This is a genomic window from Acinetobacter tandoii (genome assembly GCF_008867985.1).
GTDB lineage: Bacteria > Pseudomonadota > Gammaproteobacteria > Pseudomonadales > Moraxellaceae > Acinetobacter > Acinetobacter tandoii.
Map to the genome: position 1 here is coordinate 275,261 of NZ_VXLD01000003.1, position 19,341 is coordinate 294,601.

A 19,341-nucleotide genomic window follows, 5' to 3' on the forward strand; every position below is an offset into this window, starting at 1 on the left:
TGAATAGGCTATGATAAGCCCGTAACTCGGGACAATTCAGCACTATGAACAGTTGGCTTATTATTGGTGTTCTCGCACTTTATATCGTATTACTTTTTATTTGCGCTTTCTATGGGGAGAAACATGCAACTCGTCTAAGCACACGTGGCCGGATGCTGTTGTTTAGCTTAACTTTAGGAGTGTATTGTTCTTCATGGACATTTTACGGTGCAACAGGTGCCGCAGTTCGTGAAGGCATTATCTTCCTGCCAATTTATTTAGGCCCTTTACTGTTTGTTGCGCTGGGTTATGACATTTGGCGTAGACTTGGTCGTGTGCGTCAACACCATGCGATTTCTTCAATTGCTGACTTTATGGCAGCACGCTATGGTAAAAGTGGACCTTTGGCTTCACTGGTCACCATTTTAGCAGTAATTGCTATTATTCCTTACCTCGCGCTGCAACTCCGTGCGATTGCTTTGAGTGCAACCGTTATTTTGCAGCAAAACACAGGGCTGGAAAGCACCACCAATAGTGTGCTTTTTCTGACGGGCATTCTGGCTATTTTGGCCATGATTTTCGGAACGCGACAAATCGCCAATACCGAGCAGCATGGTGGATTAATGCTGGCTGTAGCGTTTGAATCTTTCGTCAAATTATTCGCCTTGCTGTGCGTGGCCATTTTCTTCGTTTTTGCTGAACCTGAAAACCTTGGGCAAATTTCACATGATGTCGGCAAAACCTTCAAAGATGTCCAACTCTTTGGCGTACCCGAAACCTTCTGGATTCAAACGCTATTAGCCGCCTTAGCCATCATCTGTTTACCCCGCCAATTCCATGTTGCTGTGGTCGAACTACGGGATGAAAAACATATTCGTGGCGCGCGTCGCTGGTTTGCCATTTATCTTATTCTCACCACACTGGCAATTATTCCGATTGCCAGTTGGGCATTACATGCTGCACCTGAGTATTTAGCAATTCCCGATGTTGCAGTACTCTCACTGCCAATTAGTTATCAGCAGGATTGGCTCACTATCTTGGCATTTTTGGGTGGATTTTCTGCCTCAACAGGCATGTTGTTAGTATCTTCAGTTGCCTTGTCTATCATGCTCAGTAATGACCTGATCATGCCAGCTCTATGGCGCTTCAATTTTCTTTCTCGACATGATAAACGCATGCCTTTGGTGCTGAAATTTACCCGTCGGGTCTGTATCTTAGCGGTCATGCTGTTGGGCTTTTTATTCTTTCATTTCTTCAACGATATTGATCAGCTCTCTGTATTTGGTTTATTGGCTTTTAGTGCGGTAGCACAATTTGCCCCAGCCTTAATTGGAGGTTTGTATTGGCGTGGTGGGAGTAAACAAGGCGTTTATGCAGGCTTAATTGTTGGTTTTATGATGTGGGCTTACACCCTACTGCTGCCCACCATATTACGCAGCTTCCCTGAAGATTATACCACCTTCACCATGCAGTTCTTACTCCATGGCCCATTCGGTCTAAGCTGGTTACGCCCTGAAGCCCTACTGGGTTTTGAATCTTTTGCGCCCTTAACCCATGGCGTCATTTGGGCTTTGGGTCTTAACATTCTGTTATATATATGGATTTCTCGTATTTTCAGACCAAGTATTGCAGAACAAATTCAAGCAGAAAGTTTCTTTTATTATGAAACCAAACCACTACCTGCTCAAAATACATCTTCTGAAATCAACTATTTACATCATGATGTCGCACGCTTAAAAGTTGCAGACTTAATTACCTTAGCTAAACGCATTACTGGAGATGGGCCTGCAACCCGAGCATTTGAACAATTCTGTCAACAAAACAATGTCGTTTTAAATGCCAACAGCAGCGCCAATGGCATGTGGTGGCGCTTTACGGAACAGTATTTGGCTGGCACCATTGGTGCAGCATCTGCACGTACCTTATTGACGACTGCAATGGTCAATAATGGCTTAGCTTTAGGGCAAGTAGCGAACATCTTAGACCAAGCCTCTCAATGGCAACGTTTTAATCAAAACCTGATTATGACCATGATCGACCACATGACCCAAGGTGTGAGTGTGGTGGATGAAAACATGTGCTTAGTGGCATGGAATAACCAATATCTTAAATTATTTGATTATCCTAAAGATCTGGCTTATGTCGGTTGTCCAATTGCCGATTTAATTCGCTATAACGCAGAGCGTGGTGAATGTGGACCAGGGTCGGTGGAAGAACATGTGCGTAAACGTATTCACTGGATGAAAGTCGGCAGTGCACACGAGTTTGAACGAATTCGTAAAGATGGTCGTGTCATTCAAATGCGTGGCAATCCGATTGAAGGCGGGGGATTTGTGACGACCTTCGCCGACATTACTGCATTCCGAGAAAATGAAGCGATGTTAGAGGCACGGGTGCAAGATCGTACCCAACAGCTTGCCGATGCTTTGACAGAACAACAGTTGGCACGGGAGCAGGCCGATAAAGCCAATATGTCGAAAAGCCGATTTATTGCCGCAGCCAGTCACGACCTGTTACAGCCCATGCATGCTGCACGCTTGTTCAGTACGGCGTTGGAACAAAGTGTTCAATCTGAAGAAGACCGTAAAACCTTACAACAACTGGACCGAGCTTTGCATGGAGCAGAAAGTATGTTGTCGGCATTATTGGATATTGCCCGCTTAGAAGGCGGTACGATTCAACCGAAACGTCAAGCCTACCCACTACATGACTTGTTAAGCGACTTAGAATTACAGTTTAAGTCGATTGCAGCACAACGCGGTATTCAACTACATGTACATGATGCTCAGTTCTGGATTGATACTGACCCGCAATGGATTCGCCGTATTATTCAGAACTTTGTCAGTAATGCACTACGCTATACCGCCAAAGGACGTGTCATTGTGGGTGTACTGCGCGATTCAGAACGTCCACAGCATATTCGGATTGGGGTTTGGGACACAGGGCCAGGCATTGCCGAAGAACAACGAATTAAGCTGTTTCAAGAGTTTGAGCGTTGCGGACATACCTCCCCTTGGGGTGAACAAGGTCTGGGACTAGGTTTGGCTATTGTACAACGCATGACGGGGCTATTAGATTATCCAGTACATGTCTATTCCGAGCTGGGCAAAGGTTCTTGCTTCATGATTGAAGTGCCTGTGGTCGCAGCACCTAAGGTCATTGCAACTCCTATACAAGCGGTGCCCTTGAAAACCAAAGCCTATAAGATTCTATGTTTGGATAATGATGAAACCATTTTGGAAGGTATGAGTACCTTACTGACCAAATGGGGCTATCAAGTGTTTAAAGCCACTGAACCCGAACAAGCTTTTGCCCTGATTCAACAAGAAAACATTCAAGTCTGGTTGGTCGACCAACATTTAAATGACGATAAAATGGGGTTGGACTTTATTTTACAAAATCGTCAGGAAAAAGTACCTGTCGCACTCATTACAGCAGACTCTGATCCAGAGTTGCCACAGACCTTAAAAGAACTCAATATTGTCTTGTTAAGAAAACCTTTAAAACCTGCATCTCTACGATCATGGTTATCTGGGCTAAAAATTTCCAGCGACTAAGCGTCTTAATACTTACAGGATGGTGTATTCAGAGCATTCTGAATACACCATTTTGCTTTAAAATGCCAAATATGACCTTAAGTAAGGACAAAAACTTTTAACTGACTTCATATGCTGCTCTCATATATAAAATTAACTCAATGAAAATAATAAAATTATAAAAAATTAGGGAGTCATTCTCGCATTTTATTTTTTTGGCTATGGCAGATTCATTCAGGTTACATTAATGCACAGTTGTACACTTAGTTACAAAATTTCAACTTCATCATTTTATTGATATTTATTACTTATTTTCCACCATATACGACTTTAGTCTTATACATTTTCCAAGGCAGAAATTCCATAAATGAGGACATCCCTCGAGCAAAAAATTCACAAGACCAATAGTTCAATTGTCAATGCTCGCCCACATTGCACAAGCTTTCAGGAGACCTCAATGAATATTTCTGAAATGGTTCCACATGATTTACATCAAGCACAACAGTTTCATCGACTTTATGGTGTAAATGCACTATTGCCCGATATTGATTGGAATCATGTTTTTGAACAAAGTAAAATTACCCCCACTCATGTTGAAGCACTAAATACCCTCTATCAAAATGCCGTCCCACTTGCGCTACAAGTTTTTGATGAACTCAATTTTGATGTATTTACCCCTGCCGAATATAAACCACAAGGGCTAGGACTCTTTGAAAAACTAACTCAACAGGAAGAAAAACTGTTGCAGTTACTTCAAACCGAGACACGTAATTTAAATCCTGCTGTTCGTCACCAAATTTGGAGTATGTTACTTCGCGGAGGTGCTGTACTAGTATTCAAAGCATGGTTAGGTAAAGTCAAAACCAATTTAGACCAATTAGACACCAGTCAATTCGATGAACTGTCCGATCTACTGTTTATTAAAACGCCACCAATGGAATTAGCAAATTGGCTGATGGTCGATGTAAATGATCCATATGATCACATCTTTTTAATGTATGACAATCAAATCTATCTCGACCGCTTCAACAGTTTGGAAACTGCTGCATTGTTTGTAGATTTGGGCGTCTATGACGCTGCATTTTTGAGTCTACGCGATGATCGCGTCGCGGAATATTTAAAATCGAAAGGTTATATTAACCAAGAACAAATTGATGAATTGGAATGTGCACTCAACCCACTTTATTGTGACAATACCATGCACAAACAAGACTTTTTAGCTTAAAACCATTTTATACAGATAAAAATAAAGACCTCTAAAAGGTCTTTATTTTTTGTACTTCACAGCATTACATTTTCTTTTCATCAATATTCAGCGCATTAATGGCCAAGACCGCCTGAGTACGATTCTGCACGCCTAATTTACGGAAAATGGCAGTCACGTGCGCTTTAATCGTAGCTTCTGATACATCTAGTTCATAGGCAATCTGCTTGTTGAGCAAACCTTCCGCAACCATCATTAACACGCGGAACTGTTGTGGCGTAAGCGATTGAATACGCTCTGCCAATTCAGTTTCATCTGCTGCACGAGGGTCAAAACTCGTATTGGTTGGCAAATTTGGTGGTAACCAAATTTCACCTTCTAGGACTTGGCGAATCGCCTCACCAATGTGACTCGGATGTGCTGACTTCGGAATATAGCCCATAGCACCATGCGCAATGGCACGCTGGATAATTGACACTTCCTCATGCGCAGAAACCACAATAATCGGCAGCGATGGGTATTGTGCACGAACATGAACCAATGCAGAAAAACCTGAAGCACCAGGTAAATTTAAGTCTAATAAGACCAAATCAGGTTCAGGACCTTTTTCTAAACGTTCATAAAATTCATTTACTGCGGCAGTCTCATTAATTTGGGCTTGAGGTAAGCTATAGCGAACGGCTTGAATCAAAGCATGACGAAACAACGGATGATCATCAACGATTAAAATATTCATAAGCAGCGTAAGAGATCTAGTGCACAGTAATTCTTATTCTAACCATACATGTGCCCTTAAGGATATGCAAATATTAACTATTTTTTAAATAACTACAAAAAATAGGGAAATCACCCGTATAAAGTTTTTCAAAAAAGTCGAAAAACAAATCTGAATTTACTATAAATCTAATTCTCAGGTTAAAAATCCTTATTCATTTGCAATATAAATTGAAAATTCAAATAATTAATCAGGATTGTTGCGACAAATCTCACCCTTTTTAGATATATCTTAAAATCAGATAATGAATCTGTTTTTCCTTATTTTACAGCGCCTTTGCTCCTGTTGATAAATAGTAAACATTCTAAGACTGCTTTTAGGTTATTTACTATGTCATCTTCTCATCAACCCAAACCCCTCAATATTGTCGCTGTTTCAGGTGGTTTAAATACACCTTCTAAAACCGAAGCTTTGGTTCAAGAAATTCTGAATGAACTGGGTGAAGCCACGCCAATCAATGTACATTTTATTAAGTTCAGCGAAATTGGACATTTATTAGGGGGCGCTATTTATCGCCATCAGTTACCACAACGTATCCAAGATGATTTAGCGGCAGTAGAAGCAGCCGATGCATTGATTGTGGGGACTCCTGTTTATCGTGCTTCATTTACAGGACTTTTCAAACATTTCTTTGACTTTGTCGAGCAAACCGCATTAGTGGATGTCCCTGTATTACTGGCTGCATCAGGCGGAAGTGACCGTCATGCCTTGGTATTGGAGCACCAACTACGTCCGCTGTTTAGCTTTTTCCAAGCACAAACGCTTCCAATTGGCGTGTATGCCACAGACCGTGATTTCACTCCAGAATACACCATTCACAGTGAACTGTTGCGTGACCGTATTACTCTGGCTGTTGCACGTGCCTTACCAATTTTGGAATGGGCGCCAGCCAAAGGACAACGTGCCGATGTCATCAAAGAAAAATCCCAACATGCTAATCAAACTTTGGGCATTAATACGCAAATTGAACAGGCCGAAGTTTTACCTTCTGCCGCAGTACCAAGTTTAGATGCGGCTGAATCTCGGCTCCATGCAAAAAAACCGCTACAAAGCCATGTTGCATAAAAATTAAACCTTTTGAGGGTCTCCGCATGACACAACATAATGACGTTCTTTTTGCTTATTGGGTGCCCAATGTCAGTGGTGGCTTGGTCGTTAGTGACATTGAACAGCGTACTGACTGGAGTTATGAATACAATGTCCGTTTGGCGCAAACGGCTGAGCAAAATGGTTTTGCGTATGCACTAACTCAAATTCGCTTTACCGCTGGTTATGGTGCAGAAAATCAACATGAGTCGGTGAGTTTTAGCCATGGTCTCTTGGCTAAAACAGAAAAACTCAAAGTTATTGCTGCGATTTTACCTGGTCCCTGGAAACCTGTTTTAGCTGCGAAACAATTAGCCACCATTGATCACTTATCGCAAGGACGCATTGCGATTAATGTGGTCAGCGGATGGTTTAAAGGTGAATTCGATGCCATTGGGGAAGAATGGCCCGAACATGATCAACGTTATGCACGTTCAGAAGAATTCATTCGGAGCCTCAAAGGAATTTGGACACAGGATCATTTTAGTTTTCAAGGCCGTTATTACCAATTTAATGACTACACTTTAAAACCAAAGCCTGTGCAGCAACCTCATATTGAAATCTTTCAAGGGGGAAGCTCTCGTGCCGCACGTGATATGGCTGCCCGTGTTTCGGACTGGTATTTCACCAATGGCAATACCGTCGAAGAACTGAAAAAACAAATTGATGATATTCGCGAGAAAGCCAAACTAAATGGTCATCAGGTCAAAATTGGGGTAAATGCCTTCATTATTGCCCGTGATACAGAAGAAGAGGCTCAAGCGGTATTACAGGAAATTATCGCCAAGGCCAATATTTCAGCCGTTAATGCCTTTGGTGATGCCACACGTGAAGCAGGGGCCGCAACGATAGAAGGCGAAGGCAACTGGGCAAAATCGACTTTTGAAGACTTAGTTCAATATAACGATGGATTTAAAACCAATCTGATTGGTACACCTGAACAGATTGCCCAGCGAATTATTGAGTTAAAACAAGTGGGGGTAGATCTGGTTTTATCTGGCTTCTTACATTTTATTGAAGAAGTCGAATACTTCGGCGCAAAGGTGTTGCCTTTGGTCCGTGAACTTGAAGCACAACATCGTGTACAAGCAAAGTCTGCTTAATTGTTGCATTACAATTTAAGCAGACTGATTTCATGTACCTATAATAACAATAACATGGCAACACCAAATTTCCCCTAAGGCTCGGCTTAGGGGATTTTTTTTGGATAAAATAAGATTTAAATCACCGTGATATCCGTTTGAATACTCGGTCTTAAAATACTCTAGAACTTTGCATATATTCTGCGGTTACCTGATTCAAACTGTCCAAAATCTGGTCTTTTTGACCCGTCTGAATTGCATTGTCTAGTTGCAACATATAGTCCAATAGCTGCTGTTTGGCGGCTTGGGCAAACTCAGATGTGACCGCTTGATCTTCGTAGAGTAAAACGTAATTTTTAGCAAATCCGTAAATTAAGAATAAAGCGGTTTGTTCAGATGAATCTGTGGCAAGCGGAATATTTTGCTCACAAAGCTGTTTGAGTTTTTTGAAGGCATCAGTGCCAGAAGAGAGCGTTTGGAATTGGGTCAAAATAGATTGAAAAATCATTTGAAAAGATCCTCACAAAAAGAAAATCTACAGATTTCAATCTAACTCGTCAACTTAAAAAATTTATATTTACATCTTCTTTACAAAATCTTAAAAATGATTCGTTTTAACCAGACGTTAAATTATTATTTAACCTGATCGGCAAGAAGCAGCGTATTACACGACTTCTTGCCTTAGATTTTTATATATTTAGAACCCAATCCAAGCGGACTTAAGAGGGGGCTTTCGAGTAAACATTGGCGATCAGAACCTCTACCACCTGTGGGTCAGCCAAGGTTGAGGTGTCACCTAGACTATCCAATTCATTCGCGGCAATCTTTCTGAGAATTCGTCGCATAATTTTACCCGAACGGGTTTTGGGTAAAGCAGGTGCCCAATGTAACGCATCTGGCGTAGCAACAGGACCGAGCACTTTGCGTACCCATGCCACCAACTCGGCTCTCAGTTCTTCAGATTCAGGAACATCTGCTTGTAAAGTCACAAAAGTACAAATACCCTGCCCTTTAATCTCATGCGGCATACCCACTACGGCAGCTTCGGCAACCGCCTCATGTGCCACCAAGGCACTTTCAATTTCTGCCGTGCCTAGACGATGCCCTGCAACATTCAACACATCATCCACACGTCCCGTAATCCAGTAATAACCATCTTTATCTCTTCTCGCCCCATCTCCTGTAAAATAACTGCCCGGATAAGTCGAGAAATAGGCTTCAATAAAGCGTGCTGGATCACCCCAAATGGTACGCATTTGCCCTGGCCAAGAATCCTTAATAATCAGATTGCCTTCGGCCTCACCTTCCAGTTCTTTGCCCTCTGCATCAACCAAAGCGGGTTGAATCCCAAACAAAGGACGGGTCGCCGAACCCGGTTTTAAATCCGTTGCACCAGGTAAAGGGGAAATTAAAATACCACCCGTTTCTGTTTGCCACCATGTATCCACAATCGGACAGCGGCTTTCGCCGACAACGGTGTAATACCAATTCCATGCTTCAGGATTAATCGGTTCACCTACTGAACCCAATAAACGTAAACTACTCCGATCACTCTCTCGCACAAAGGCATCACCCTCACGCATCATGGAACGAATAGCCGTAGGTGCAGTGTATAAAATAGTGACATTATGCTTATCGACGATATGCCCCGTACGTGCCCAACTTGGATATTGCGGGACACCTTCAAACATGACCGTGGTTGCACCATTCGAAAGTGGTCCATAAATCACGTAGGAGTGTCCTGTAATCCAGCCCACATCAGCAGTACACCAGAAAATATCATCTTGTTTTAAATCGAATACTTCACGGAAAGTACTGTTCACATAGGTCAAGTAACCCCCTGTGGTATGCAATACTCCTTTTGGTTTCCCTGTCGAACCCGAGGTATATAAAATAAATAACGGGTCTTCAGCTTTCATGGGTTCTGGCGGGCAAATATCATTCACCGACATAATTTCCATGTGATACCACAAATCACGCTGCGGTTTCATCTCAATTGGATTACCTGTACGGTGTACCACTATGACATTTTGCACCGACTCCGTACCCGCCAGACTCAAAGCAGCATCGACATTCTCTTTCAGAAAAATCGGTTTGCCACCTCGCATGCCAGAGTCAGCAGTAATCACGACTTTGGCCTGACTATCCTCTATTCGACTGGCTAAAGAATCAGGAGAAAAACCACCAAAGACCACACAATGTACAGCACCAATACGTGCACAAGCCAACATTGAAATTGCTGCTTCAGAGACCATCGGCATATAAAGCACCACGCGGTCGCCTTTTTTTACCCCATTTTTCTTTAAGACATTGGCAAAACGGCATACTTCATCGTGCAATTCCATATAAGAAATTATTTTATGCCGTGAAGGATGATCTCCTTCCCAAATAATGGCAGGTTTATACGGATGTTCTTTTAAATGTCGGTCTAAGCAGTTGGCACAGACATTCAATTCACCATCGGCAAACCATTCAATTTTAAAGTTCTCTTTATCAAAATTGGTATTTTTGACTTGGGTGAATGGGGTGATCCACTCCAATTTGTGAGCCTGCTCTGCCCAAAAATCTTCGGGATGCTCAATGGATTGCTGATAACGTTCAAAATATTCGGCTTCATTGGTCCGCGCCGTTTTCTTAAATTCTTCTGGAACAGGATAGACTTCTTTCATATTCATACTTCCTTGATCTTCTCCATCTCATCACGAGATGCATGCCACGTTATATATTTTTTATTGCTGCATCTGGGCAGTATTACGGCTCTTTTTTAGACACTGCAATCATGCTTTGGTCGTATATTATTTATACAGCTTAAATTCAAAAGATGAAATCTAAGTTCTAGAAAAACTTTCGATGAATCAGTGTTTGGCGCTTAAATTCATCTTATAATTTTCCTGAAATGCCACGTATCTTCTTTTGCAAAACGCAACATTTCATTACCGAATCCACACTAGGAAAGCCTATGAGCACTCCGCAAACATCACCATTTTTCTCACGTAATGTCTCACCTCAAAATGAGAATCCTTTGTCTATGCAAGGGCGCTTTGGTCGACTGAGCTTGATTGCTTGGAGTGGTTTTCTCAATCTAATCACCTTTTTTGCCACATTGGCGTTAAGCCTGTTCCTTGGAATTTTTAATTTCAGTACCTATTCTTTAGAAAGCAATGTCTTACAAACCTTTTTAAGCGTGGCTGGACTTGGTTTTTGGGTCATTTTCATTCTGTATTTTTATTTCAGTTTGGTGATTATGATCCGTCGCCTTCATGACCTGAATAAATCAGGCTGGATGCTGTTGTTGTTCTTGATTCCGCTTGTTAATTTTTTTATGGCATTTTATGTATTATTGGCTTCGGGTACAGCAGGATTAAATCAATACGGTGCGCCACGTACCACACCTGTTTGGGAGAAAATTCTAGCGTGGCTGATGATCATTTTGTTTGTGTTAAGTTTTATGGCTTCAGGCAGTTTCATCTCTTATATGATGGGAGCTGGTGAGCTCGAAACCCCACAAGAAGTCATTCAAAAAGGGACTGAATATTTTTAACGGTGATCCACATCGTTAAAGCTGTATAACTTCAGTTCTATTTGGTTATCTTTCTGGCACTTTTCAGGCAAAATAGCGACAAATTTAAATTGTTTCGGATCTCCTGTGGCAGAACAACACAACCTGAGCGAAGTTGCTCAGGGCACTTCTCAAATGATACAAGAAGCAGGTGCAAAAACGGCTGAAACCGTGATTGCACATACTGCGAAATATAATGACGCCTACACCACCATTGATAAAATCATGGCCAGTTTTTGGGAGCGTGTGCCCTATTTCTGTATTGCCCTGATTGTTATAGTTATTTTCTGGCTATTGTCTAAGGTGTTTAAGTTCTTTGTTCGTAAAACTTTAGAAAATCGCTCATATACGCGACAAAATCTGGTGCTGGTACTGAATCGTGTCGGAACCAGTATCATTATTTTCTTTGGTTTTCTAATTGCCATGGTCATTGCCATTCCGGGCTTTACTCCAGGGCAACTGATGAGTGCCTTGGGAATTGGTTCGGTGGCGATTGGTTTTGCCTTCAAAGACATTTTCCAGAATATGCTGTCAGGTATTCTGATTTTACTCGGTGAACCGTTCCGTATAGGTGATGATATTATTGTTAATAATATGGAAGGGACCGTTGAAGATATTCAGATTCGCGCAACCTTCTTACGCTCTAATGATGGACGCCGCATTGTGATTCCAAATGCAACCGTCTATACCAGCCCTGTTACGGTGAATACCGCTTACCAACGTCGTCGTTGCGAGTTCATGGTGGGGATTGGTTATGAAGATGATGAGCAAAAAGCCAAAAACATTATTACAGCCATTTTAGATAAAAATCGTAATGTCCTCAGTCAACCTGGCTTTACGGTTAATGTCAGTGCATTGGCTGATTTTTCGGTGAATCTGACCGTACGTTGGTGGATTGATACTACTGAAACCAATATTGCGGCATCAATCAGTGAAATTCAGGCCGAAGTCAAACGTGCCTTTAATGAACACAATATTAATATTCCTTATCCAGTACAAGAGGTAAAAGTCCACCGTGACCAGAACCTTCCTTACATGAACGCAGAAACTTCAGGTAAACAAACGCCCTAAAATATAGGGAATTGCGGTTTCCGTTCTTAAAATTCGGTTGCCTAAGCTCACCGCTTGGCAGCCATTTTTTTCAAGTAGATCAATTTCATAAGGAATAAAGCCGCCTTCTGGCCCAATCAGCAAGGCACAGGCATGTGTAATCGCATTCGGCATAGTCATGCCTGCATAAGGATGCGCCACATAAGCAGGTCTTTCAACCGTAATCCACGTCGGTAATACATCTTCCACAAAAGGTTTAAACCGCTTATAAATTTCGATTTTCGGTGCAACTGTATCGCCAGCTTGCTCTAATCCCAAGGTCACGTATTGATCAATCTGCTGTAAAAAAGGGGTTTGCCAATAGCTTTTATCTACTCGGTAACTGTTTAGCAATACAATTTTTTCCACCCCTATCGTCACGCTGTCCATGATTAAACGCCGCAGTACTTTCGGACGTGGCATCGCCACAATTAAGGTTACTGGCAATTTAGCAGGAACAGGTTCAGTCTGAATGGGTGTCACTTGAATGACACTATCACTGACCATCAGGACTTCGGTTAAATAGCGTTGACCTTCACGGATCCCGACTTTCAAGCGATCACCAACTTGTACATTCAGATGGGTACGTAAGTGCGCTAACTGGCGAGTGGATGTAATTGACCAGACTTCAGATAGGGTTTGGCGAGGGTCTAAAAGAACGATATTCATAATAAAGAGAACAAATCCAATCAGTAAAGGCTCAATCAGCACATGCTATCGCAGAGGGTGACAGGGATGTCGCCCGCGGTGCTGAGGTACAGGACGTACCTTCAGCACCGCAAAAGATTTTTGCTACTTTTCATCTCTGAAAAGTAGGAATCACCTACACAAAGGCATCAACTGAATCCACAATATTTGCGGTTGTGACAAACGCATTCAAATTTCAGAGACTTATAAATAGCCATCAATGGCTTGAATATGCTTGTCCAAGGAACCTTTGTTCAGCTGCATAATTTTCTGCGCTGCTTGATTTAATTGTTGGGCTTGACCAGTATCTGCCAATAACTGCATCAGTACGACAGCGGCTTGTTCAGCATTCTCAACCACTTTCACTGCATCGGCATGTAAAAATTCATCTACAATACTTTGAAAATTAAAATAGTTTTTCCCCAATACGGTCGGCACATCCAAGGCTATCGGCTCTAAAATATTATGTCCACCGCCGGGTTCATTCAACGAACCACCGACAAAACAGGCATCCGATAAGGCATACCACAACCACAGTTCACCCATTGAGTCAGCTAAGTAGACTTGGTTATCTGCCACTATTTCTTGCTTTAAACTTCGACGTGTGGTGTTTAAATTTAAACTTTGTGCAATTGCAAAGACCTCATCGAAGCGTTCAGGGTGCCGTGGTACCACAATGCACAACAGTTCAGGCTGTGCATCTAAATATGGTTTTAAAGCACTTAATAATTTTTGTTCTTCAGGTGCATGGGTACTGGCAATAGTTATAATTTTTCGCTCAGCAAGTGACCATTCTTGTTTTAGTTGAGCCGCCTGTTTCACAAACAATTCAGGTGCATGAATATCAAATTTAATACTGCCCACCACCTGTGTTACTGACTGAGCTGCGCCTAACTGGATAAAGCGCTCAGCCGTTGCTCGGTCTTGTGCCAAGAGCTGGTCTAGCCCGTGTAACATCGCGCGAGTTAAACCTGATACTTTGGCATAGCCTTGTGCTGATTTTTCCGAGAGACGTGCATTGACCAAAATCGAGGGAACTTTAAAGAACTGTGCCTGATCCAATAAGTTTGGCCATAATTCAGTTTCAACTAAAATTAAAATCTTTGGTTGATATTTTTGAAAAAAACCCTGTACTAAACCCTTTTGATCAGCAGGTAAATACACCGCTTGAAACAAGGCTTGATAAGGTGTTTTATCAAATAAAGATTTGGCTCGTGCCTGTCCTGTTTTAGTGGTGTTGGTCACCAAGACAGGATGACCTTGTTTTAAATAATGTTCAATTAAAGGCTGTGCTGCATTCGTTTCACCGACTGAAACGGCATGGAACCATAGCGCATTGCGGTTTTTCGGCGTTTGAAATGGCCCAAAACGCTCAAGACATTCTTGTTGGTAAGCTCTTTCATCTTGCGCCCGTTTTTTGATTCGCCATTGATACAGCGGTTTAATCATTGCGAGTGCTGCGTTATACCAAAAAGGAGTAGCCAAATACGTGCTCCGAAAAAACGATTACAAATAAAACAGCGCAATTTATCACACTGGGTAAATTGCGCTGTTATCTTGTCGTGAATTTAGCTGAAAAGCAATTTAAACCACTGCTGTTTCAGTTTCAGCTAAAGTTGGATAATCAATATATCCTGCTGCTACATCTGTTCCGATCATGTTTTCTAGCTTAAGCTCATTCAGAGGCGCATCTTGAACCAAACGCTCAAACAAATCTGGATTGGCAATATAGTCTTTACCCCAAGACACCGCATCTGCCTGTCCTGTTGCCAATAAGTCAATCGCATCTTCACGGCTTAAACGCATGTTAGCAATCAATGGTACGCCACCTGAACGTTGTTTCAAGTAAGTACTGATACTGTCATCTGCCAAATATTCTCGGGTAAAGAAAAAGGCAATATTACGTTTACCCAATTCTTCGAGTGCATAACCGAATGTTTCACGTGGATTGGCATCGCCCATGTCATGTTCGTCGCCACGAGGTGCCAAATGTACCCCAACACGACCTGCACCCCAAACTTCAATCAGCGCATCGACCACTTCTAATAACAAACGTGCGCGGTTTTCGACACTGCCACCATATTGGTCATCGCGTAAATTGGTGGAACTTTGTAGGAACTGGTCAATCAGATAGCCATTCGCTGCGTGTAATTCAACGCCATCAAAACCCGCTGCTTTGGCATGAATCGCTGCTTGTTTATATTGCTCAATAATGGCTTGAATTTCTGCGATTTCTAGAGCACGGGGCACCACATATTCACGTTTTGGACGCAATAAGCTGACATAACCTTTCTGTTGCACATTACTTGCCGAAACAGGGGTTTCACCGTTGAGTAAATCTGGATGCGATACACGACCCACATGCCACAACTGCGCCACAATTAAGCCAGCTTTGGCATGTACCGCCTGAGTGACCTGTTTCCAGCCTTCAACTTGTGCTTCATTAAATAGCCCCGGTGTATTCAAGTAACCATTGGCTTCTTCCGAAATCACGGTCGCTTCAGAAATAATCAAACCTGCACTTGCACGCTGCGCATAATATTCCGCCATCATGGCAGTTGGCACGCGGTCTGCTGTTGCACGACTACGCGTTAAAGGTGCCATAATCACACGGTTTTTTAAGTGTAGATCACCCAGAGTTAAAGGAGTATTCAATTCAGCCATAGTCGCCTCGATCGCCACTTTTTCAATTAAAGTGAACGTTGCAAATGTTCGATATATTGCTGAATCAAGGCTTCATTGCGGGAAAAATAAGACCATTGCCCATATTTTTCGACTTGAATTAAACCTGCTTGCTGGAGCACCGATAGGTGATTGGACATGGTCGATTGCGAGACTTTACCTAAACGTTCAATGTGCCCCGCACATACGCCTCGTCTAAAGTCACCACATTCGTCACTCGACAAAAATTGTTCAGGATGTTTTAACCATTCCAAAATTTGTCGACGGGTCGGATTCGCCAGTGCTTTAAAAATTAAATCAATATCCATAGTTCAGACAGGTTCAATCATGTGCAAGCTTGATTCAGCTTTTCTTTAATATATCGTATTTTTTCGATTTTTATATCGAATATTTTAGATATATTGTAAAAAACTGCATCAAACTTAGCTAAGTTATTGATGATAATTGACTTATAAGCCTTGCTTTAAGCTGGCTTCGATAAATTTATCTAAGTCACCATCCAATACTGCACCCGTATTCGAGTTTTCAACACCAGTGCGTAAATCTTTAATACGTGAGTCATCCAAAACGTATGAACGAATCTGACTGCCCCAACCAATATCCGACTTCGAGTCTTCCAAGGCTTGCGCAGCTTCATTACGTTTGCTCATTTCCAACTCATACAACTTGGCACGTAACTGTTTCCATGCATGGTCACGGTTGGCATGTTGTGAACGCTGGTTCTGACACGCCACCACAATACCTGTAGGGGCATGCGTTAAACGTACCGCAGAATCGGTTTTGTTAATGTGCTGACCACCTGCACCCGAAGCACGATAAGTATCCGTACGTACATCAGCAGGATTGATGTCAATTTCAATGTTATCATCCACTTCTGGCGAAACAAACACTGCAGAGAATGAAGTATGACGACGGTTACCCGAGTCAAATGGCGATTTACGTACTAAACGATGCACGCCAGATTCTGTACGCAACCAACCATAGGCATATTCACCTTCTACACGAATGGTCGCTGATTTAATTCCAGCCACATCACCATCAGACTCTTCCATCAATTCAGCTTTAAAGCCATGACGTTCAATCCAGCGCATATACATACGCAACAGCATGGACGCCCAGTCTTGAGCTTCAGTACCACCTGAACCTGCCTGAATTTCCACATAACATGGATTTGGATCCATTGGGTTACTGAACATCCGACGGAACTCAAGTTTTGCCAGCTCTTCCTCGGCAGAAGATAATTCCGATTGTACATCTGCCAACAGACTTTCATCATCGGCTTCTACGGCCAAGTCCAGCATTGCCTGTGCATCTTCAAGTTGAGTGGCTAAACCATCCAACACGTTTAAAACGTTTTCAAGTTCGCCTTTTTCTTTAGCCATAGCCTGTGCACGGCTCTGGTCATTCCAAATTGTAGGATCTTCTAATTCACGTAAAACTTCTTCTAAACGCTCTTTCTTTAGATCGTAGTCAAAGATACCCCCGTAGTGTTTGACCACGGTCGTTTAAATCTTTTAATTGGTTTAAATAAGGATTAATTTCCACGGGAGCTGCTCTCAAATCAATAATTAGCTTAAATAGCCCTCAATTATAGCACAGAGCATTTGGAGATTTTTAGCCACTACCTGCAATTAGGAATTGACGGCACTGATGGATTTATCAACAATAGATCCACTTAAAAAAAACATAACACTTTTATAACGACAACCACTTTAGGGGTTTATTACATGAAAAAAGTTCTTACGAGTTTAGCTTTGGCACTCATAGCATCCTCAAGTTTTGCCTATGATGCTCAAATAGATACAGGCTTTAGTTATTTTGACCGCGATGATGATATTACTGATGCTGAAGGACAGTTTGATCTGAAAGGAACCTTTTATTTTAATCCTGTTATAGTAAAAAATGCACCGCTTAATGAAGCTGCGTTCTTGGGTCACAATAGCAATGCTTCTTTGAGCTATACCTATAATTACTGGGACAGCAAAACACTATCCGATGGCTTAGGAAATAATGTTTCTCAAGAAAGCAAAGCGCATCATATTGGTGCTGGCATTGAATATTTTGTCGAACAATTTTATTTGAACGGTCAAGTGGGTTTTGGGCAAGCAAAAGATGAAACTAAAATTCAATCGGTGCTTGGTAGCGCTAAATATAAAGAAGATTATGATGCCACGACTTACCGCGCCTTAGTCGGTTATATGCCAATATCCAACTTACTCCTTGCTACAGGGATTGATGGCTACCAAGGAGATGAAGACAATGACGATAACCGTTTTGCGCTAGCAGCCAAATATGTTGCACCAGTGGGTCAAGGACAGTTTATCAATCTTGAAGCAGAGGGTGCTTGGGGAGATGTCGACACTATCAACTTAGCCGCAGATTATTACTTTGATCCTGCTTTTAGCTTTGGACTGGCTTATAACATAGAAGATGATGGCGATGAGGATATCGACTTCTTCTCGGTACGCTCTAAGTATTTCTTCAGTCCAAACTTTGCAGTCGGTGGTGCAGTTGGTTTTGGTGATGATATACAAGGCTTTAATTTAAATGCCACACTGCGTTTTTAAGATTTTCTGACGTTTAAAGCTTTCCAAAAAACACGCCATTCGGCGTGTTTTTTAGTATTTTCTACTTACAATTTCGTCGAATATTTCACCATTTTCTATGCTATTCATAGAAAATCCACAATTTTAATAAATCACTACAATTATTAAATTTAATATATATCAAATATTTAATAAAAGGTAATTACATAATATTACGCCCGAAACAATTCCGTAACCTTCACGCTGTTGACGCAATCTTGTTTTGCCCTAGACTAAAAGTGTAACAAAAAATTAATTTATTCTTAGCCAAGTTTCAGAGGGGTCCTTTCCATGAAAAAATTAGCAATTGCCTCAGCGTTGTTCTCTGTCGTTGCCATGACTGGAACAGCTCATGCATACCAAGCCGAAGTTGGTGCTTCTGCTGGACTAATCGATCCTGATAACGGCAGCTCAAGCGGTTCTTTTGGTGTAGATGGCACCTATTACTTCAACCCAGTTCAAACCCGTAATGCACCTTTAGCCGAAGCTGCATTCCTAGACCGCGCAAGTAATGTGAATGCGCACTATGCTTATAACGAAGTAGGTGATGACGAAGTCAACAATTATGGTGTTGGTGCTGAATACTTTGTTCCAAACTCAGATTTCTACTTGAGCGGTAATGTTGGTCGCCAAGATGTGAAATTCAATAACGGTGCTGACTTTGACACCACACTTTACAGCGCTGAAGTGGGTTACTTACCAGCACCTGGTTTCTTAGTGGCTGCTGGTCTTAAAGGTTATGACAATGACCATGATGACGGTGTAGACCCTACAATCCGTGCAAAATATGTCACTCAACTCAGCAATGGTAAAGACATCAACCTTGAAGCAGGTGCTTCTTTTGGTGACTTAGACGAATACAACCTTGCTGCTGACTATTTCATTGATAAAAGCTTCAGTGTGGGTGCAGACTACTACAGCAATGACTTAAACGATGTCAATGAATTCGGTGTAAATGCACGTAAATTCTTTACTCCGCAAGTGAGCCTTGAAGGTCGTGTAGGTTTTGGTGAAGTTGGTAACAATGACTACAACAAGTTTGGTGTAGCAGCGAAATACCGCTTCTAATTCTAATTT

The 19,341-nt window shown here is 41.9% G+C and carries 16 protein-coding genes; 8 read left to right on the forward strand and 8 right to left on the reverse strand.

Translation table 11 applies throughout. From position 1 onward, the window contains the following. The first annotated feature begins 44 nt into the window (after window positions 1–44). Both F4W09_RS07385 and F4W09_RS07390 read left to right on the forward strand, forming a co-directional pair. Window positions 45–3,536 carry a hybrid sensor histidine kinase/response regulator gene (locus tag F4W09_RS07385; protein ID WP_104441343.1) on the forward strand — a complete coding sequence of 1,164 codons (3,492 nt, stop codon included), beginning with the start codon at window positions 45–47 and terminating at the stop codon, window positions 3,534–3,536. A 436-nt stretch (window positions 3,537–3,972) separates the two neighbouring features. Further along, window positions 3,973–4,740 (forward strand): hypothetical protein, encoded by a 768-nt coding sequence (locus F4W09_RS07390; protein WP_104441342.1) that lies wholly within the window; start codon window positions 3,973–3,975, stop codon window positions 4,738–4,740. A gap of 64 nt (window positions 4,741–4,804) precedes the next feature. On the opposite strand, the gene F4W09_RS07395 is transcribed toward F4W09_RS07390, so the two are convergent. Then, window positions 4,805–5,455: a response regulator gene (locus tag F4W09_RS07395; protein WP_016168813.1), complete on the reverse strand. Its 651-nt coding sequence runs from the start codon at window positions 5,453–5,455 to the stop codon at window positions 4,805–4,807. A gap of 369 nt (window positions 5,456–5,824) precedes the next feature. Here F4W09_RS07395 and msuE point away from each other — a divergent pair, with 369 nt between their 5' ends. Both msuE and sfnG read left to right on the forward strand, forming a co-directional pair. After that, window positions 5,825–6,559 carry an FMN reductase gene (msuE, locus tag F4W09_RS07400; RefSeq protein ID WP_016168814.1) on the forward strand — a complete coding sequence of 245 codons (735 nt, stop codon included), beginning with the start codon at window positions 5,825–5,827 and terminating at the stop codon, window positions 6,557–6,559. Between the two features lie 26 nt (window positions 6,560–6,585). Continuing rightward, on the forward strand, window positions 6,586–7,683 hold the full coding sequence (gene sfnG / locus F4W09_RS07405; protein WP_044738897.1) for a dimethylsulfone monooxygenase SfnG: 1,098 nt from the start codon (window positions 6,586–6,588) through the stop codon (window positions 7,681–7,683). 151 nt (window positions 7,684–7,834) lie between these two features. On the opposite strand, the gene F4W09_RS07410 is transcribed toward sfnG, so the two are convergent. Further along, a complete protein-coding gene (locus F4W09_RS07410) occupies window positions 7,835–8,170 on the reverse strand; it encodes a hypothetical protein (RefSeq protein ID WP_151504449.1) in 336 nt (111 codons plus the stop codon). Window positions 8,171–8,381: 211 nt separating this feature from the next. Then, window positions 8,382–10,331: an acetate--CoA ligase gene (gene acs, locus F4W09_RS07415; protein ID WP_151504450.1), complete on the reverse strand. Its 1,950-nt coding sequence runs from the start codon at window positions 10,329–10,331 to the stop codon at window positions 8,382–8,384. Window positions 10,332–10,621: 290 nt separating this feature from the next. Here acs and F4W09_RS07420 point away from each other — a divergent pair, with 290 nt between their 5' ends. Together F4W09_RS07420 and F4W09_RS07425 are read left to right on the forward strand one after the other, a co-directional pair. After that, complete coding sequence (locus F4W09_RS07420) at window positions 10,622–11,203, forward strand: DUF805 domain-containing protein (RefSeq protein ID WP_016168818.1); 582 nt, start codon at window positions 10,622–10,624, stop codon at window positions 11,201–11,203. A gap of 153 nt (window positions 11,204–11,356) precedes the next feature. Beyond that, window positions 11,357–12,292: a mechanosensitive ion channel family protein gene (locus F4W09_RS07425; protein WP_044738935.1), complete on the forward strand. Its 936-nt coding sequence runs from the start codon at window positions 11,357–11,359 to the stop codon at window positions 12,290–12,292. Here the strand turns inward: F4W09_RS07425 and F4W09_RS07430 are convergent. The 5 genes from F4W09_RS07430 to prfB all read right to left on the reverse strand — a co-directional run bounded on the left by F4W09_RS07430 (window position 12,272) and on the right by prfB (window position 17,224). Then, window positions 12,272–12,979, reverse strand: coding sequence for a 16S rRNA (uracil(1498)-N(3))-methyltransferase (locus F4W09_RS07430; protein ID WP_151504451.1), 708 nt, complete (start codon window positions 12,977–12,979; stop codon window positions 12,272–12,274). The genes F4W09_RS07425 and F4W09_RS07430 overlap by 21 nt on opposite strands. 222 nt (window positions 12,980–13,201) lie before the next feature. Then, window positions 13,202–14,482 (reverse strand): 3-deoxy-D-manno-octulosonic acid transferase, encoded by a 1,281-nt coding sequence (locus F4W09_RS07435; RefSeq protein WP_044738893.1) that lies wholly within the window; start codon window positions 14,480–14,482, stop codon window positions 13,202–13,204. 99 nt (window positions 14,483–14,581) lie between these two features. Continuing rightward, window positions 14,582–15,661, reverse strand: a complete 1,080-nt coding sequence (locus F4W09_RS07440; RefSeq protein WP_044738892.1) for an alkene reductase — start codon at window positions 15,659–15,661, stop codon at window positions 14,582–14,584. 26 nt (window positions 15,662–15,687) lie between these two features. Beyond that, window positions 15,688–15,987 carry an ArsR/SmtB family transcription factor gene (locus F4W09_RS07445; protein ID WP_016168823.1) on the reverse strand — a complete coding sequence of 100 codons (300 nt, stop codon included), beginning with the start codon at window positions 15,985–15,987 and terminating at the stop codon, window positions 15,688–15,690. Between the two features lie 141 nt (window positions 15,988–16,128). Continuing rightward, window positions 16,129–17,224, reverse strand: a protein-coding gene (prfB, locus tag F4W09_RS07450; RefSeq protein WP_151504452.1) for a peptide chain release factor 2 whose coding sequence is annotated in 2 segments (ribosomal slippage) — window positions 16,129–17,151 and window positions 17,153–17,224 — 1,095 coding nt in all. Because the reading frame shifts where the segments join, the coding sequence is not laid out codon by codon here. Between the two features lie 182 nt (window positions 17,225–17,406). Between prfB and F4W09_RS07455 the strand changes: the two genes are divergently transcribed. Continuing rightward, on the forward strand, window positions 17,407–18,246 hold the full coding sequence (locus F4W09_RS07455; protein WP_151504453.1) for a putative porin: 840 nt from the start codon (window positions 17,407–17,409) through the stop codon (window positions 18,244–18,246). A 309-nt stretch (window positions 18,247–18,555) separates the two neighbouring features. Further along, window positions 18,556–19,332, forward strand: coding sequence for a putative porin (locus tag F4W09_RS07460; protein WP_044738891.1), 777 nt, complete (start codon window positions 18,556–18,558; stop codon window positions 19,330–19,332). The last annotated feature ends 9 nt before the right edge of the window (window positions 19,333–19,341 follow it).

Coding starts and splice junctions, on each gene's coding strand:
- F4W09_RS07385 (WP_104441343.1), top strand. CDS start 45: ATGAACAGTTGGCTTATTATTGGTGTTCTCGCACTTTATATCGTATTA.
- F4W09_RS07390 (WP_104441342.1), top strand. CDS start 3,973: ATGAATATTTCTGAAATGGTTCCACATGATTTACATCAAGCACAACAG.
- F4W09_RS07395 (WP_016168813.1), bottom strand. CDS start 5,455: ATGAATATTTTAATCGTTGATGATCATCCGTTGTTTCGTCATGCTTTG.
- msuE (WP_016168814.1), top strand. CDS start 5,825: ATGTCATCTTCTCATCAACCCAAACCCCTCAATATTGTCGCTGTTTCA.
- sfnG (WP_044738897.1), top strand. CDS start 6,586: ATGACACAACATAATGACGTTCTTTTTGCTTATTGGGTGCCCAATGTC.
- F4W09_RS07410 (WP_151504449.1), bottom strand. CDS start 8,170: ATGATTTTTCAATCTATTTTGACCCAATTCCAAACGCTCTCTTCTGGC.
- acs (WP_151504450.1), bottom strand. CDS start 10,331: ATGAAAGAAGTCTATCCTGTTCCAGAAGAATTTAAGAAAACGGCGCGG.
- F4W09_RS07420 (WP_016168818.1), top strand. CDS start 10,622: ATGAGCACTCCGCAAACATCACCATTTTTCTCACGTAATGTCTCACCT.
- F4W09_RS07425 (WP_044738935.1), top strand. CDS start 11,357: ATGATACAAGAAGCAGGTGCAAAAACGGCTGAAACCGTGATTGCACAT.
- F4W09_RS07430 (WP_151504451.1), bottom strand. CDS start 12,979: ATGAATATCGTTCTTTTAGACCCTCGCCAAACCCTATCTGAAGTCTGG.
- F4W09_RS07440 (WP_044738892.1), bottom strand. CDS start 15,661: ATGGCTGAATTGAATACTCCTTTAACTCTGGGTGATCTACACTTAAAA.
- F4W09_RS07445 (WP_016168823.1), bottom strand. CDS start 15,987: ATGGATATTGATTTAATTTTTAAAGCACTGGCGAATCCGACCCGTCGA.
- F4W09_RS07455 (WP_151504453.1), top strand. CDS start 17,407: ATGAAAAAAGTTCTTACGAGTTTAGCTTTGGCACTCATAGCATCCTCA.
- F4W09_RS07460 (WP_044738891.1), top strand. CDS start 18,556: ATGAAAAAATTAGCAATTGCCTCAGCGTTGTTCTCTGTCGTTGCCATG.